This window comes from Rhizobium sp. WSM1274, from assembly GCF_025200775.1.
Taxonomy (GTDB): Bacteria; Pseudomonadota; Alphaproteobacteria; order Rhizobiales; family Rhizobiaceae; genus Rhizobium; species Rhizobium leguminosarum_I.
This window is the reverse complement of sequence record NZ_CP104138.1, coordinates 1,365,047-1,380,569: the sequence shown is the minus strand read 5'-3', so window position 1 is coordinate 1,380,569 and position 15,523 is coordinate 1,365,047. Positions and strand designations below refer to the sequence as shown.

Annotated in this window: 14 protein-coding genes; 12 read left to right on the top strand and 2 right to left on the bottom strand. The window is 61.5% G+C overall.

Annotation, left to right across the window (positions count from 1 at the left end):
• The first annotated feature begins 322 nt into the window (after positions 1–322).
• Complete coding sequence (locus tag N2600_RS07030; RefSeq protein WP_026154092.1) at positions 323–1,819, top strand: replicative DNA helicase; 1,497 nt, start codon at positions 323–325, stop codon at positions 1,817–1,819.
• 89 nt (positions 1,820–1,908) lie between these two features.
• Positions 1,909–3,078 (top strand): alanine racemase, encoded by a 1,170-nt coding sequence (gene alr, locus N2600_RS07025; protein WP_260298889.1) that lies wholly within the window; start codon positions 1,909–1,911, stop codon positions 3,076–3,078.
• A gap of 12 nt (positions 3,079–3,090) precedes the next feature.
• Here alr and N2600_RS07020 read toward each other — a convergent pair whose 3' ends face one another.
• Positions 3,091–3,726, bottom strand: a complete 636-nt coding sequence (locus N2600_RS07020; protein ID WP_222384693.1) for a LysE family translocator — start codon at positions 3,724–3,726, stop codon at positions 3,091–3,093.
• Between the two features lie 164 nt (positions 3,727–3,890).
• Here N2600_RS07020 and radA point away from each other — a divergent pair, with 164 nt between their 5' ends.
• From radA to N2600_RS07000, 4 genes are all read left to right on the top strand, one after another.
• Complete coding sequence (gene radA, locus N2600_RS07015; RefSeq protein WP_026238923.1) at positions 3,891–5,291, top strand: DNA repair protein RadA; 1,401 nt, start codon at positions 3,891–3,893, stop codon at positions 5,289–5,291.
• A gap of 89 nt (positions 5,292–5,380) precedes the next feature.
• A complete protein-coding gene (locus tag N2600_RS07010) occupies positions 5,381–6,007 on the top strand; it encodes a CvpA family protein (RefSeq protein ID WP_260298511.1) in 627 nt (208 codons plus the stop codon).
• A 148-nt stretch (positions 6,008–6,155) separates the two neighbouring features.
• On the top strand, positions 6,156–7,646 hold the full coding sequence (gene purF / locus N2600_RS07005; RefSeq protein WP_260298510.1) for an amidophosphoribosyltransferase: 1,491 nt from the start codon (positions 6,156–6,158) through the stop codon (positions 7,644–7,646).
• Positions 7,647–7,726: 80 nt separating this feature from the next.
• The gene (locus N2600_RS07000) at positions 7,727–8,467 is read left to right on the top strand and encodes an SDR family NAD(P)-dependent oxidoreductase (RefSeq protein WP_222384691.1); all 741 of its coding nucleotides are present in this window, start codon (positions 7,727–7,729) and stop codon (positions 8,465–8,467) included.
• A gap of 9 nt (positions 8,468–8,476) precedes the next feature.
• Here N2600_RS07000 and N2600_RS06995 read toward each other — a convergent pair whose 3' ends face one another.
• Complete coding sequence (locus N2600_RS06995) at positions 8,477–9,226, bottom strand: glycoside hydrolase family 25 protein (RefSeq protein WP_260110556.1); 750 nt, start codon at positions 9,224–9,226, stop codon at positions 8,477–8,479.
• A gap of 353 nt (positions 9,227–9,579) precedes the next feature.
• Between N2600_RS06995 and cysS the strand changes: the two genes are divergently transcribed.
• The 6 genes from cysS (at position 9,580) to cimA (ending at position 15,377) form a co-directional block, all read left to right on the top strand.
• Positions 9,580–10,971 carry a cysteine--tRNA ligase gene (gene cysS / locus N2600_RS06990; RefSeq protein ID WP_170261230.1) on the top strand — a complete coding sequence of 464 codons (1,392 nt, stop codon included), beginning with the start codon at positions 9,580–9,582 and terminating at the stop codon, positions 10,969–10,971.
• 208 nt (positions 10,972–11,179) lie between these two features.
• A complete protein-coding gene (locus N2600_RS06985) occupies positions 11,180–11,656 on the top strand; it encodes a GFA family protein (protein ID WP_260298509.1) in 477 nt (158 codons plus the stop codon).
• Positions 11,653–12,141, top strand: a complete 489-nt coding sequence (locus tag N2600_RS06980; protein WP_162118503.1) for a GFA family protein — start codon at positions 11,653–11,655, stop codon at positions 12,139–12,141. The genes N2600_RS06985 and N2600_RS06980 overlap by 4 nt, the downstream gene beginning before the upstream one ends.
• Positions 12,138–12,614: a GFA family protein gene (locus N2600_RS06975; protein WP_170256720.1), complete on the top strand. Its 477-nt coding sequence runs from the start codon at positions 12,138–12,140 to the stop codon at positions 12,612–12,614. The genes N2600_RS06980 and N2600_RS06975 overlap by 4 nt, the downstream gene beginning before the upstream one ends.
• Positions 12,611–13,573, top strand: a complete 963-nt coding sequence (pip, locus tag N2600_RS06970; protein ID WP_260298508.1) for a prolyl aminopeptidase — start codon at positions 12,611–12,613, stop codon at positions 13,571–13,573. The genes N2600_RS06975 and pip overlap by 4 nt, the downstream gene beginning before the upstream one ends.
• 187 nt (positions 13,574–13,760) lie before the next feature.
• A complete protein-coding gene (cimA, locus tag N2600_RS06965) occupies positions 13,761–15,377 on the top strand; it encodes a citramalate synthase (protein WP_260298507.1) in 1,617 nt (538 codons plus the stop codon).
• Positions 15,378–15,523: the final 146 nt, after the last annotated feature.

Here is a 15,523-nt window from a genome sequence, read left to right as displayed (position 1 = left end):
TTCGTTTCCACCCCTTCGATGTGAGCCGCCGATCGGTTCGCTTTTTTTAAGGGGATTTTCCGGATGTTTTTACTGCGTGCCTAATCGCATCACGCTAAAATAATATTTTCCGAAACGGATGGGCTGAGTCGCCGCCACACCGTGTCGTGCGGGTGACACTGCCAGTATTTCTCCTTTGTGCCGCCCGAGACTGTGGAGAAGTCGAACAACGTGCACAGCGTTCAGGATTTAGGCGAAGCGAGCCCCCGCTCCTTTCGTAGCCTCTTGATTTTCGCGTCCGGAATTGCAACTCCGGAGCTGGAAAAAGACAGAACGGATGATGATGAACGACGCCGCTCGAAAGATTGCAGCCGTTGCTCCGGCGGAGCAGCATTATCGCGAAGCACCCAACAATATCGAAGCCGAGCAGGCGCTTCTGGGTGCGATCCTGATGAACAACGACGCCTATTACCGGGTGTCGGACTTCCTGAAGCCGATTCATCTTTACGAACCGCTGCATCGGAAGATCTTCGAGGTTGCCGGCGATATCATTCGCATGGGCAAAATCGCCAATCCGGTGACGATCAAGACGTTCCTGAAGGCTGACGAGAAGGTCGGCGACATGACGGTTTCGCAATATCTGGCGAGCCTGGTCAGCAATGCCGTCACCGTCATCAATGCCGAGGATTACGGCCGGGCGATCTACGATCTGGCGCTGCGCCGGGCGCTAATCACTATTGGCGAGGACGTCGTCAACATTGCTTATGATGCGCCGCTCGACATGCCGCCGCAGTCGCAGATCGAGGATACCGAACGCCGCCTCTTCGAATTGGCGGAAAACGGCCGCTACGACGGCGGCTTCCAGGCCTTCAACGATGCGGTCGCGCTGGCGATCGACATGGCGGCCGTCGCCAAGGAACGCGACGGCGGACTTTCCGGCATTTCCACCGGCATCCATTCGCTGGATTCCAAGATGGGCGGCCTGCAGCGGTCGGACTTGATCGTGCTTGCCGGACGCCCCGGCATGGGCAAGACCTCGCTTGCCACCAACATCGCCTACAATATCGCCGCCGCCTACGAAGGCGAGGTCCAGTCGGACGGCAGCATGAAGGCAAAGAACGGCGGCGTCGTCGGCTTCTATTCACTCGAAATGTCATCCGAACAGCTCGCCACCCGTATCATCTCCGAGCAGACGGAAGTCTCCTCCTCGAAGATTCGCCGCGGCGATATCAACGACGCCGATTTCGAAAAGCTCGTCGCCTGCTCTATGATGATGCAGAAGGTGCCGCTCTATATCGACCAGACCGGCGGTATCTCGATCGCCCAGCTTTCGGCCCGCGCGCGCCGCCTCAAGCGCCAGCGCGGCCTCGACGTGCTTGTGGTCGACTACATTCAGCTGATGACCGGCTCGGGCAAATCCAGCGACAATCGCGTGCAGGAAATCACCCAGATCACCACCGGCCTCAAGGCGCTCGGCAAGGAGCTCAACGTTCCGATCATCGCGCTGTCGCAGCTCTCGCGTCAGGTCGAAAGCCGCGACGACAAACGGCCGCAGCTGTCTGACCTTCGCGAATCCGGCTCGATCGAGCAGGACGCCGACGTCGTGCTCTTCGTGTTCCGCGAGGAATATTACGTCAAGAATTCGGAGCCGCGCGATATCCACGATCCGAAATATCCGGAGTGGGAAGCGCTGTTCGACAAGGTGAAGGGCACGGCCGACGTCATCATCGCCAAGCAGCGCCACGGGCCGACGGGCACGGTGAAGCTCGCCTTCCAGGCGGAATTCACGCGCTTTGCCGATCTCGCCGATCCTTCCTTCACCCAATATGAAGAGCACTGATCGCGGGGATGCTGCGTGCCGCGCCGGGCTTTCCCTTGACATAGTTGACCTTTAAACTGGCCGGAGAATCCTTCTCCGGCCTCTTTTCGATGCGGATCATGAGCGAATTTTTCGACGCCCCCGAAGACGACAATTTTGCCTCGGCAGGCCTGCGGCTGACCGTCGACCTGACCGCCCTGACGGAGAACTGGCGCGACATGGCGCGCCGCTCCGGCGCGGCACGCGCCTCGGCGGTCGTCAAGGCGGATGCTTACGGCATGGGCATCGAGGATGCCGGCGAAGCGCTGTATATGGCCGGCGCTCGCGACTTCTTCGTCGCGACTGTCGACGAGGGCGTAACACTTCGGCTCTATGCGCCCGAGGCGCGCATCTTCGTGCTTTCCGGCATCTGGCCGGGCACCGAGCGGCGCTTCTTCGAAAACGATCTGGTGCCGGTGATTTCCTCCGACGAACAGCTCGCCTTCTGGATGGCGGTGCTTGCCGATTACGGCGACTACCCCTGCGCACTGCATGTGGATACCGGCTTCAACCGGCTCGGACTGCATATCGACGATGCGATCGCACTCGCCGACGACGGCTCGCGGCCGGCGAGCTTCGCGCCCGTGCTTGTCATGAGCCATCTCGCCTGCGCCGACGATCCCGGCCACGCGATGAACCGGCAGCAGCTCGAATCATTCCACAGGGTTAGCGCCGCTTATGAAGGCATCGATTCAAGCCTTGCGGCCTCGGCCGGCATCTTTCTCGGTGAGGATTATCACTTCGACCTGACCCGCCCCGGCATCGCACTCTATGGCGGCGAAGCGGTCAGCGGCATGACGAACCCGATGCGGCCGGTCGCGACGGCGGAAGCGCGCATCATCCAGGTGCGCAGCGTCGAAGCCGGCGAGACCGTCAGCTATGGGCGGGCGCTGCAGCTTCGGCGCGAAAGCCGGCTGGCGATCGCCTCGGCCGGCTATGCCGACGGCTACATGCGCAGCCAGTCGAGCGGCGGCGTGCCGATTCGCCAGGTGGTGCCGCAAGGCGGGCAAGGTTTCATCGCCGGACAGAAGGTGCCGGTTGCCGGGCGGATCACCATGGACCTGACGATCTTCGATATTACCGACCTGCCTGACAATGCCGTGCGCGCCGGGGATTATGTCGAACTGTTCGGAAAGAACATGCCGGTGGACGATGTGGCGCGGGCATGCGGCACGATCGGATACGAAATCCTGACCAGCATGGGGCTGCGCCACGAGCGGCGCTACGTGACCGAGGAGTAACGGCCGTCATGTTCAGCGGCTGCTGAGGGCGAGACGTACGCCGAGCGCGAGGAAAAGCGCACCGAGGCCGCGATCGAGCCAGAGTCCGATTTTTTGATTATGCCTGATCGCATCGGCAAGGCGCCCTCCGAGAAGGACGAGTGGCGGTTCGATGAAGGCGGCAACGACGATGATGAGCCCACCGTGCAGCAGGAGCTGGGCCCATGCCGGCCCTGCCCCTTCGACGACGAATTGCGGCAGGAAGGCCAGGAAGAATATCGCCACTTTCGGATTGAGCAGCGACACCAGGATTCCCTGCCGGTAGATTCTTGCGACCGGCAAACTTTCACCGGAGGCCTTTATCAGGCCGTTGCTGCCGCCGGAGCGCAAAGCCTGAATGCCGAGCCAGACGAGATAGGCGGCGCCGATCCATTTGACAGTGGAGAAGGCAACGGCGGAAGCGGCAAGTATGGCGGAGAGGCCGAGTGCAGCCATCAGCACATGCAGACAGGCGCCGGACCAGACGCCGAACAGCGCCGAAAAACCGGCACGTTTTCCGCTTCTCATCGTGTGGCCGAGGATGAAAGCGATATCGGGACCGGGCGAAAGGTTGAGCAAAACCGCCGCCGACAGAAATGCAAGCCAGTGTGCGAGCGAATAATCGAACATTTTCCACCGTTCTGGATGACTAGGAGCAAAGGATAGGCACGGGCGCGCTGATGGGGAAATCATTAGTTTTGATCCGTCGCGACAGCCATTATCTCAAGCACGATATTGATTCGATGAGGCGGCGCGTCTGCTTCACTTGGAAACCCGGACTGAAAGAGTAATTGATGGCGAAGGCCAGAACACAATTCATCTGCCAGAGTTGCGGCACGGTTCATAACCGCTGGGCCGGCAAATGCGAGAACTGCGGCGAGTGGAACACCATCGTCGAGGAAGACCCGATGGGCGGGATCGGCTCCGGTCCCGGCAAGACGCCGAAGAAGGGCCGCCCGGTGGCGCTGACGGCGCTCTCCGGCGAAATCGAAGAGGCACCGCGCATCCATACCGCCATGTCGGAGCTCGACCGGGCGCTCGGCGGCGGCTTCGTGCGCGGGTCGGCAGTGCTGATCGGCGGTGATCCCGGCATCGGCAAATCGACGCTGCTGATGCAGGCAGCCGCCGCCCTTGCGCGGCGCGGCCACAAGATCATCTACGTCTCCGGTGAAGAAGCCGTGGCGCAGGTCCGGCTGCGGGCGCAACGCCTTGCGGCGGCCGATACCGACGTGATGCTGGCAGCAGAAACCAATGTCGAGGATATTCTGGCGACGCTCGCCGAGGGCAAGCGGCCGGACCTCGTCATCATCGATTCCATCCAGACGCTGTGGAGCGAACTTGCCGAATCCGCGCCGGGAACGGTGACGCAGGTGCGCACCGGCGTCCAGGCAATGATCCGTTTCGCCAAGCAGACGGGGGCAGCCATGGTGCTCGTCGGCCACGTGACCAAGGACGGGCAGATCGCCGGGCCACGCGTCGTCGAGCACATGGTCGATGCCGTGCTCTATTTCGAAGGCGATCGCGGCCATCACTACCGCATCCTGCGCACGGTCAAGAACCGCTTCGGTCCGACCGACGAGATCGGCGTCTTCGAAATGTCAGACAAAGGCTTGCGCGAAGTCGCCAACCCCTCGGAACTCTTCCTTGGCGAACGCAACGAGAAATCGCCGGGCGCTGCCGTCTTCGCCGGTATGGAGGGCACGCGTCCCATTCTCGTCGAGGTGCAGGCGCTGGTAGCGCCGACCTCACTCGGCACGCCGCGGCGCGCCGTGGTCGGTTGGGACTCGGCACGGCTGTCAATGATCCTGGCGGTGTTGGAAGCCCATTGCGGCGTCAGGCTCGGCCAGCACGACGTCTACCTCAACGTCGCCGGCGGTTACCGCATCTCCGAACCGGCGGCCGATCTTGCCGTCGCCTCGGCGCTCGTTTCCTCGCTTGCCGGTATTGCCCTTCCCGCCGATTGCGTCTATTTCGGCGAAGTCAGCCTGTCGGGTGCCATCCGGCCGGTTGCGCACACCGCCCAGCGCCTCAAGGAAGCCGAGAAGCTGGGTTTTTCTGCAGCACTGCTTCCATCCGCCTCCGCCGAACTGCCGAAAGGCTCCGGCGGGCGCTGGAGCGAAGTCGGAAGCCTGCCGGATCTGGTCGCGCGCATCGCCGGATCGAAGGGAGCGCTGCGTGTGGAAGACGAGGTTTGATCCTTTCATTGCCGTGAACGGTGATGATATAGGAGCACACGATAAGGCACGACACGGCCGCCAAGCGGCAGTCCTGGAGTTGAATTTACATGCCCATTACGATTTTCGACGGTATTGTCATCGGCGTCGTGCTCTTCTCCGCCGTGCTGGCGATGGTCCGCGGCTTTTCGCGCGAGATTCTTTCGATCGCAAGCTGGGGCGGTTCGGCCGCGGCTGCCTATTGCCTTTATCCGTACCTGCTGCCTTATGCGAAGAAATATACGGATGACGACCGTATCGCGATCGTCGGTTCGGCAGCGGTCGTCTTCCTGATCGCGCTGATCGTCATCTCCTTCATCACGATGAAGATCGCCGATTTCATCATCGACAGCCGTGTCGGCGCGCTCGACCGCACGCTCGGCTTCCTGTTCGGGGCGGCGCGTGGCGTGCTGCTCCTGGTCGTTGCCGTCGCCTTCTGGAATTGGCTCGTCGATGTCGACCACCGTCCGGCCTGGGTCAATGAGGCGAAGTCAAAGCCCTTCCTGGATTCGATGGTCGTGAAGCTGAAAGCGGTTCTGCCGGAGCAATTTGCCCAGATGATACCGGAAAGCATCCGTGATAAGCTGCAGCCACCGGCACAGGGCGCTGGAGGCACCACTCCGCCGACGGGCGACCAGGCTCCGGCGGAAGACGCACCGACCGCGCCGGCAGGCGGCGCACAGCAGCCGGCGAATTGACACAGTGTTCAAGAGCTTGACCCGCCTTCCGGCAGTTGCCATTTGAGCGGAACATGAAATGAGGGTCCGGCCGGGCATTCCAGCTCCGCCGGGCTCAGCTGTTTCTGGAAATGCCGATCCATTCTTGTGAGAGCAGAGGCCCGCAGAAATGAACCAGTCCCATTCCTTCCCGACCGACGATCCGCTCGACGGAGATACGCTGCATGAAGAATGCGGGGTTTTCGGAATTCTGGGACATCCCGATGCCGCCGCGCTGACAGCTCTCGGCCTGCATGCCTTGCAGCACCGTGGACAGGAAGCGGCCGGCATCGTCTCCTTCGACGGCAAGCGCTTTTATCAAGAGCGCCACATGGGCCTCGTCGGTGACCACTATACCAATCCGATGACGCTTGCCCGCCTGCCCGGCAGCATTACGATCGGTCATACCCGCTACTCGACAACCGGCGAAGTGGCCATGCGCAACGTCCAGCCGCTCTTTGCCGAATTGGAAGAAGGCGGCATCGCCATCGCCCATAACGGCAATTTCACCAACGGCCTGACGCTGCGCCGCCAGATCATCGCGACCGGCGCCATCTGTCAGTCGACCTCCGACACCGAGGTCGTCCTTCACCTCATCGCCCGCTCCCGTCACGCTTCGACATCCGACCGCTTCATCGACGCCATTCGCCAGATGGAAGGCGGCTATTCGATGCTCGCCATGACGCGCACCAAGCTGATTGCCGCGCGCGACCCGACCGGCATCCGCCCACTCGTCATGGGGGAATTCGACGGCAAGCCGATCTTCTGCTCGGAGACCTGCGCACTCGACATCATCGGCGCCAAGTTCATCCGTGACGTTGAGAACGGCGAGGTCATCATCTGTGAAATCCAGCCGGACGGCTCGATCAGCATCGATGCGCGCAAACCCAGCAAGCCGCAGCCGGAACGCCTCTGCCTGTTCGAATATGTCTATTTCGCTCGCCCGGACTCGGTGGTCGGCGGCCGCAACGTCTATACGACGCGCAAGAGCATGGGCATGAACCTCGCCAAGGAATCGCCCGTCGATGGCGACGTGATCGTGCCGGTGCCGGATGGTGGGACGCCGGCAGCGCTCGGCTATGCCCAACAGAGCGGCATTCCGTTCGAATACGGCATCATCCGCAACCATTATGTCGGGCGCACCTTCATCGAGCCGACGCAGCAGATCCGCGCCTTCGGCGTAAAGCTGAAGCATTCGGCCAACCGGGCGATGATCGAAGGCAAGCGCGTGGTGCTGGTTGACGATTCCATCGTGCGCGGCACGACGTCTCTCAAGATCGTCCAGATGATCCGGGAAGCCGGCGCGCGCGAAGTCCATGTCCGCGTCGCAAGCCCGATGATCTTCTTCCCGGATTTCTACGGCATCGACACGCCTGACGCAGATAAGCTGCTGGCAAACCAATATGCCGATGTCAAAGCCATGGCCAAATACATCGGCGCCGATTCGCTCGCCTTCCTGTCGATCGACGGCCTCTATCGCGCCGTTGGCAGCGAGGACCGCAACCCGGCCCGGCCGCAGTTCACCGACCATTATTTTACCGGCGACTATCCGACCCGCCTGCTCGACAAGAACGGCGAGTCCATGGGCAACAAGATTTCGATGCTTGCCAGCAACGGCTGACACGGCGCGCCGGCTTTTCCATTGTCCCATCCCGAGGGGTTCAATCGAACCCCTCTCCCTTCGTGAGGGAACACGGCATCATGAATATCAATCTTGAAGGCAAGATCGCACTCGTCACCGGTGCGTCGCGCGGCATCGGCTATTTCACGGCGCTGGAACTTGCCAAAGCCGGCGCCCATGTGATTGCCTGCGCCCGCACGGTCGGCGGGCTCGAGGACCTCGACGATGCGATCAAGGCTGTCGGGGGCACGGCAACACTCGTGCCCTTCGACCTTGCCGACATGAATGCGATCGATGCGCTCGGCGGCTCGATCTTCGAGCGCTGGGGCAAGCTCGACATCCTCGTTGCCAATGCCGGCGTGCTCGGCGTCATTTCGCCGATCGGCCATATCGAAGCGAAAGTGTTCGAGAAGGTGATGACCATCAACGTCACCGCGACATGGCGGCTGATCCGCTCGGTCGACCCGTTGTTGGCCCGCTCGGATGCCGGCCGCGCGGTGATCATCTCGTCGGGTGCTGCCCACAAGTGCCGCCCCTTCTGGGGCGCCTATTCCGCTTCCAAGGCTGCGGTCGAAGCGCTGGCACGCACATGGGCCGGCGAGAGCCAAAGCACACCGCTGCGGGTCACCAGCGTCGATCCGGGGGCGACACGCACGGCGATGCGGGCGCAGGCAGTGCCGGGCGAAGATCCGCATACGCTGCCGCATCCCTCCGAGGTCGCAAAGGCAATCCTGCCGTTGCTCGGGCCTGGTGTGACGGAGACGGGCAAGCTGTTCATCATCCGGGAGAACAAGCTCGTCGATTATCGCCTACCGGAATAAGCTTGACGTTCAGTTCGCTGCAACGGCTGGGAACAGCTGCGCCAGGCCCGTTTCCGACGGGCATAGCGCATTCAGGTCAACCGGTCCCTGGATGCCGTCCAAGGTGCCGTTATCGGCAAATTGCCAGATCGACCAACGACTGCACTCTTCCTGCCTCGGCTCTCTGAACACGCTGCGCAGCCACAGATAGTGGTCGGGGAAGCGTGATTCATTGCCTTTCAGATATTGATCGAAGAACTCCTGCGTGACGTAGAAAATAGGCTTTTCCGGAAAAGTGCCGTTCAGCTCGGTGAAAAAGGCGTTCACCTCGGCAACCATTTCCTCGAGCGTCGGGATCTTGTTGCAATTGCCGACAAACTCCAGATCGACGGCGATCGGCAGAGTTCCCTGCTCCTTCGGCACGGTCGCCAGGACATTCTGCGCCTGATCCTTGCCCGGGCGGCAGAAGGTGAAGAAATGATAGGCGCCCCTGACCACTCCAGCATCTCCAGCGCGCTGCCAGTTGTCGGCGAACTTGGAATCCCAATGGTCTCCGCCTTCGGTCGCCTTCATGAAGGCGAAACGGACATTCGGCTGCGCGGCAACAACCTTCCAATCGATATCGCCCTGGTGATGGCTGACATCGATGCCTTGGATTGGATAGTTGCTAAGAGAGGGGTTGTTGAAGCGAAGCATCCCGAAATCGTATGCGAAATATGCAGCGAATGCGACCACCAGAACCGCAGTCGCTCCGATCGTCGATCGCGCAAGTCTCCGCATCCCTTCCCCCTATTTTCAACAGCTTCTCAACTGGCTATGCGAGATTTGTGCACCGAAAATGGCGGACGAATTTCAAGGAGCGCGCTGATCGGTTTCAAAGACGTTGGTTGCTGCAATCGATTCACCGGATAGATGGATCCCGTTGCCGCTGGATCGCTCTTCGCCCCTTGACCGGAAGCACGAAGCGGGCCATAAAACGCGCCATGAAAACGGTTATCTGCATTATCTGCCGGAAGATTATTCGCTAGCGCGAGCGCTGGCCCGGCCGTTTTCGTCTCCCAAATAGTCAAGATGCGAAACGCCCCGGTCCGCCGGTCGCACTATTTTTCTGATCGTGCATTTGGGAGAGTGAAATGGACGCGACGCCGGAACTGAAGCTGTACAACACGCTGACACGGGAAAAATCGGTCTTTTCGCCGATCGATCCCAACAATGTCCGCATGTATGTCTGCGGCCCGACCGTCTATGACTTCGCTCATATCGGCAATGCCCGGCCAGCCATCGTCTTCGATATGCTGTTCCGGCTGCTGCGCCATGTCTATGGCGAAGACCACGTCACTTATGTCCGCAACATCACCGACGTCGACGACAAGATCAATGCACGGGCGCTTCGAGACCATCCGGGCCTGCCGCTCAATGAAGCGATCCGCGCGGTCACCGAAAAGACGGAGACGCAATATCACGCCGATGTCGCCGAACTCGGCTGCCTGGAGCCGAGCTTCGAGCCGCGCGCCACCGACAATATCGTCGAGATGACCGAGATCATCGAGAAGCTGATCGGCAACGGCCATGCCTATGTCGCATCAGGGGAAGTGCTGTTCGACACCAAATCCATGGCGGATTACGGTCAGCTTTCGAAACGTCCGCTCGACGAGCAGCAGGCCGGCGCCCGCGTCGCCGTCGACGCGCACAAGAGGAACCCAGGTGATTTCGTGCTCTGGAAGCTGTCGAGCCACAGCGAACCCGGCTGGGAGAGCCCATGGGGCCGCGGCCGGCCCGGTTGGCACATCGAATGCTCGGCGATGAGCAAGCGTTATCTCGGCGATATCTTCGACATTCATGGCGGCGGGCTGGACCTGATCTTCCCGCATCATGAAAACGAGATCGCCCAGTCGCGCTGCGCGCACGGCACCGAGGTGATGGCGAATGTCTGGATGCATAACGGCTTCCTGCAGGTCGAAGGCCGCAAGATGTCGAAATCCGAAGGCAATTTCATCACCATCAACGAGTTGCTTCAGACGGAAATCTTCGGCGGCCGCAGATGGCCGGGTCAGGTGCTGCGCCTTGCCATACTGATGACGCATTACCGCGAGCCGATCGATTTTTCGATCAAGCGACTGGAAGAAGCCGAACGTCTGCTCGCCAAATGGCCGGCGGCAGAAGCCGGCGATGCGCCGCCCGATGAAACCGTGCTGAACGCGCTTTCCGACGACCTCAACACGGTCGCGGCGGTGCAGGCATTGCATGCGCTGGCGCAGGCTGCCCATGCGGATTCCGCAGCCCGCGCCGTCTTTGCCGCAACGGCCGACCTTCTGGGCCTGCTGCCGAAAAAGATGGAGATCGACGAAGCCGTCGCATCGGCGGTCGATGCGCTGGTCGCGATGCGGCTCGAAATGCTGAAGGCGAAGAACTTCCCCGAGGCTGACAAGATCCGCGACGAACTGACGGCGAAGGGCATCCAGTTGAAGGATGGCAAGGATCCGGTGACCGGCGAGCGGGTGACGACCTGGGAAGTCAAGCGGTGAGAGTGGCGTGTTGGGATAAGACCCCTCCCCAACCCCTCCCCACAAGGGGGAGGGGCTACGGTGCCGCGCTGCTCCGATGCGAGATCACCACGACCGCAAACATTCGAGGCGGAAGCGAAGGCGGTGCCACGAGAGAGCCCTCCCCCTTGTGGGGAGGGTTGGGAGGGGTCTTGGCGCCTAGGCTGAAATCCCAAGGGAGACATACTCGATGACGACCTATACAGGCGGCTGCCAATGCGGAGCGATCCGTTTTCGCGTCAGCGGCGACATCAAGGATTCGTCGATCTGTCATTGCCGCATGTGCCAGAAGGCGTTCGGGGCTTATTATGCACCGCTGGTCTCGGTGCGCGGCGCCGATTTCGAATGGATACGTGGAGAGCGGAAAAAATTCCGCTCTTCCAACTTTGTCGAGCGCGGCTTTTGCGGCGATTGCGGCACGCCACTCACCTATGAGGCGCCGGATGGAATAGCGATTGCCGCGGGCGCCTTCGACGATCCCTCGGCATTTCCGCCGGTGGTCCAATTCGGGATCGAAGGCAAGATCGGTTTCGTCGATCATCTGCACGAATTGCCGGGGCACCGAACGGAGGAGGATGCGCAGGCTGCTCCCTTCCTGCTTGAGCTCGTCTCCCAACAGCATCCCGATCACGAGACGCAGGCATGGCCACCCAAGGAGCTCGGATGACGGCGGAATCAGACAGAAGCGGCGGGTGCCAGTGCGGCGCGGTGCGCTACCGCGCCAAAGGCGAACTCGGCTATCCCCATCTTTGCCATTGCCGCATGTGCCAGAAGGCGGCCGGTAATTATTTCATGCCGCTTGCCGCCGCGATGCGGAGCGATTTTACCCTGACGCGCGGCGCACCGAAATGGTTTCAGTCCTCGGATCTGGTGCGGCGCGGCTTCTGCGGCGATTGCGGCACGCCGCTGTTTTATGACATTCCGGAAGCGGAATTCATCAATATCACGCTCGGCTCACTGGATGATCCCGATGCGATCAAGCCGGTGATGCAATCGAACACCGGCCGCAAGATGTCCTGGTTTCATACGCTCGACGGCCTGCCGCTGGAACCAGAGGCTGAAACGCGCGATCGCGAGAACGCGATCGCGGCAAGCAACCATCAGCACCCCGACCACGACACGAAAAGCTGGCCCCTCGGAGAAACCTCATGACGGACACGATAAAAACAGGCGGATGCCAGTGCGGTGCCGTGCGCTTCCGCATCTCGGGCAGACTGGGGCGACCCTCGATCTGCCATTGCCGCATGTGCCAGAAACAGTTCGGCGGCTTCTTTTCGGCGCTCGTCACCGCGCCTGAGGAAGGGATGGAGTGGACACGTGGCGAGCCGAGCTACTTCCAGTCCTCGGTCAATATCGACCGCGGCTTCTGCAGCAATTGCGGCACGCCGATGACCTATCGTCATCCGGGCGGGCTGGAGCTTGCGATCGGCACTTTCGACGACCGCAGCGACCTCGCACCGCTGATCCAGGTCAATTACGAGGCCCGCCTTCCCTGGGTCGAGGAAATCTTCGAGGCGCCGGTGCTGAAGGATCAGGATTTCTACTCACGACAGGAGGCGATCATCTCCTTCCAGCATCCCGATCACGACACCGAAGTCTGGCCCACGAAAGGCGTGAAGATATGACCGAGATACTGCGCACGCTCTATCCCGAAATCGAACCTTATGCTTCCGGCCATCTCGATGTCGGCGACGGCCATGTGATCTATTGGGAGCGCTCGGGAACGCCTGGCGCCAAGCCCGCCGTCTTCCTGCATGGCGGCCCGGGCGGCGGCATCTCGCCCGCCCATCGCCGGCTTTTCGATCCCGCTCTCTACGACGTCATGCTGTTCGACCAGCGCGGTTGCGGCAGGTCGACGCCGCATGCGGAACTCCGTGCCAATACGACCTGGCACCTCGTCGCCGATATCGAGCGGCTGCGCGAGATGATAGGCGTCGACAGCTGGCAAGTGTTCGGCGGCTCCTGGGGCTCGACGCTGGCGCTCGCCTATGCCGAGACGCATCCGGAGCATGTCTCCGAACTCATCCTGCGTGGCATCTATACGCTGACCAAGGCCGAGCTCGACTGGTACTACCAATTCGGCGTTTCGGAAATGTTCCCTGACAAGTGGGAGCGGTTCATCGCTCTCATTCCTAGGGAAGAGCGGCATGAGATGATGCATGCCTATCAGCGTCGCCTGACGCATGAGGACAAGAATGTGCGCCTCGCGGCCGCGCAGGCCTGGAGCATCTGGGAAGGCGAAACGATCACGCTGCTGCCGGAACCTTCGACGAGCTTCAAATTCGAGGAGCCGGAATTCGCCTATGCATTTGCTCGCATCGAGAACCATTTCTTCGTCCATGCCGGCTGGATGGACGAGGGACAGCTGATCCGCGATGCTGGCAGGCTCAGGGACATTCCCGGCGTGATCGTGCATGGCCGCTACGACATGCCCTGCCCGGCCAAATATGCCTGGCTGCTGCACAAGGCCTGGCCGACGGCGGAGTTCCACCTGATCGAGGGCGCGGGCCATGCCTATTCGGAGCCTGGGATTCTCGATCGGCTGATCCGGGCGACGGATAGGTTTGCCGGGAAGAAAGACTGATGTCGCACGCTGTGGCTACCCCCCTCTGCCCTACCGGGCATCTCCCCCACACGGAGGGAGATCGGCTGGGCGCAAGCTCCTTGCCAGAGCCTCGATGGTCTGCACCACAGCTCAGCGGATTTCCGATCTCCCCCCTTGTGGGGGGTAAGTCCCGAATAAAAGCAGTCAATGCCTGGGAGGCATCGTGGTGACTAAGGAAAAAATCTACCTCTTCGACACGACGCTCCGGGACGGGCAGCAGACGCCCGGTATCGATTTTTCCGTCGAGGACAAGATTGCGATCGCCGCCATGCTGGACGAGTTCGGCCTCGACTACGTCGAGGGCGGATATCCCGGCGCCAATCCGACGGATACCGCCTTCTTCAGCGAGAAGCGCACCAGCCAGGCCAGTTTCGTCGCCTTCGGCATGACGAAACGGGCGGGCGTTTCGGTCTCCAACGATCCCGGCATTGCCGGGCTGCTGCAGGCGAAATCCGACGCCATCTGTTTCGTCGCCAAGAGCTGGGATTATCATGTCGCGGTAGCGCTTGGCTGCACCAATGAGGAAAACCTCGAATGCATCGCCGAAAGCGTCAAGGCAGCGGTTGGCGCGGCCAAGGAGGCGATCGTCGATTGCGAGCATTTCTTCGACGGCTTCAAGGCCAATCCGGCCTATGCGCTCGCCTGCGCCAAGGCGGCCTATGAGAGCGGCGCCCGCTGGGTCGTGCTCTGCGACACCAATGGCGGCACGCAGCCGCCGGAGGTGCGCGCCATCGTCGAGGCGGTGATCGCCTCAGGCGTTCCCGGCCACTGTCTTGGCATCCATGCGCATAACGACACCGGCCAGGCGGTCGCCAATTCGCTTGCCGCCGTCGAAGCCGGGGTCAGGCAGATCCAGGGCACGCTGAACGGCATCGGCGAGCGCTGCGGCAATGCCAATCTGGTGACGCTGATCCCGACGCTGGCGCTGAAGAGCGCCTACAACACACGTTTCGAAACGGCGATCGATGAGGAGCGGCTGCTCAACCTCACCCGGCTCTCGCATGCCTTCGACGAGCTGCTCAACCGCTCGCCCGACCACCAGATGCCCTATGTCGGCGCCTCCGCCTTCGCCACCAAGGCCGGCATCCATGCATCGGCGCTGATCAAGGACCCACGGACCTACGAACATGTGCCGCCGGAAACCGTCGGCAACTTCCGCAAGGTCATGGTCTCCGACCAGGGCGGCAAGGCGAACTTCATCAATGCGCTGAAACGGCGCGGTATCGCGGTCGCCAAGGACGATCCGAAGCTCGACCTGCTGATCTCCATCGTCAAGGAACGTGAATCCATCGGCTATGCCTATGAGGGCGCGGATGCGAGCTTCGAACTGCTGGCCCGCCGCACGCTCGGCACGATCCCGGAATTCTTCACCATCGAAGGCTTCCGCGTGATGATCGAGCGCCGCTTCGACAGTCTCGGCCGCGTGAAGATCGTCTCGGAGGCGGTGGTCAAGATCACCATCGACGGCCAGACGCTGATGTCGGTTGCCGATGCCGAAGGCCCGGTCAACGCGCTCGACCTCGCGCTACGCAAGGATTTCGGCAAGTACCAGCACGAGATCGACGATCTGGTGCTCGCCGATTTCAAGGTGCGTATCCTCAATGGCGGCACCGAGGCGATCACCCGCGTGCTGATCGAATCCACCGACAGCGACGGCGTGCGCTGGTGGACGGTTGGCGTCTCCGAGAACATCATCGACGCTTCGTTCCAGGCTTTGATGGATTCGGTCATTTACAAGCTGATGAAGAACCGGCAGCTGGCGGGCAAGATCGCGGCGGAATAAATCTATTCCGCCGGCCCTGCGTAAAAACCCCAGCCCGAATACCATTCGCTTCCTTCGGACGCCGCCCTCCACCGCAGGGCGCCGGATCATCGCGTCGTCTCCCGCTTCAAATCCTCTCACCCTTCATTCAACGAAATGAATTGGCC

What these genes read in the sequence shown, in the direction of transcription:
- purF (WP_260298510.1), top strand. Translation starts at nt 6,156, where the DNA reads ATGAACCAGTCCCATTCCTTCCCGACCGACGATCCGCTCGACGGAGAT.
- N2600_RS07010 (WP_260298511.1), top strand. Translation starts at nt 5,381, where the DNA reads ATGCCCATTACGATTTTCGACGGTATTGTCATCGGCGTCGTGCTCTTC.
- N2600_RS07000 (WP_222384691.1), top strand. Translation starts at nt 7,727, where the DNA reads ATGAATATCAATCTTGAAGGCAAGATCGCACTCGTCACCGGTGCGTCG.
- N2600_RS07030 (WP_026154092.1), top strand. Translation starts at nt 323, where the DNA reads ATGAACGACGCCGCTCGAAAGATTGCAGCCGTTGCTCCGGCGGAGCAG.
- alr (WP_260298889.1), top strand. Translation starts at nt 1,909, where the DNA reads ATGCGGATCATGAGCGAATTTTTCGACGCCCCCGAAGACGACAATTTT.
- N2600_RS06980 (WP_162118503.1), top strand. Translation starts at nt 11,653, where the DNA reads ATGACGGCGGAATCAGACAGAAGCGGCGGGTGCCAGTGCGGCGCGGTG.
- N2600_RS06975 (WP_170256720.1), top strand. Translation starts at nt 12,138, where the DNA reads ATGACGGACACGATAAAAACAGGCGGATGCCAGTGCGGTGCCGTGCGC.
- N2600_RS06995 (WP_260110556.1), bottom strand. Translation starts at nt 9,226, where the DNA reads ATGCGGAGACTTGCGCGATCGACGATCGGAGCGACTGCGGTTCTGGTG.
- N2600_RS06985 (WP_260298509.1), top strand. Translation starts at nt 11,180, where the DNA reads ATGACGACCTATACAGGCGGCTGCCAATGCGGAGCGATCCGTTTTCGC.
- pip (WP_260298508.1), top strand. Translation starts at nt 12,611, where the DNA reads ATGACCGAGATACTGCGCACGCTCTATCCCGAAATCGAACCTTATGCT.
- radA (WP_026238923.1), top strand. Translation starts at nt 3,891, where the DNA reads ATGGCGAAGGCCAGAACACAATTCATCTGCCAGAGTTGCGGCACGGTT.
- N2600_RS07020 (WP_222384693.1), bottom strand. Translation starts at nt 3,726, where the DNA reads ATGTTCGATTATTCGCTCGCACACTGGCTTGCATTTCTGTCGGCGGCG.
- cysS (WP_170261230.1), top strand. Translation starts at nt 9,580, where the DNA reads ATGGACGCGACGCCGGAACTGAAGCTGTACAACACGCTGACACGGGAA.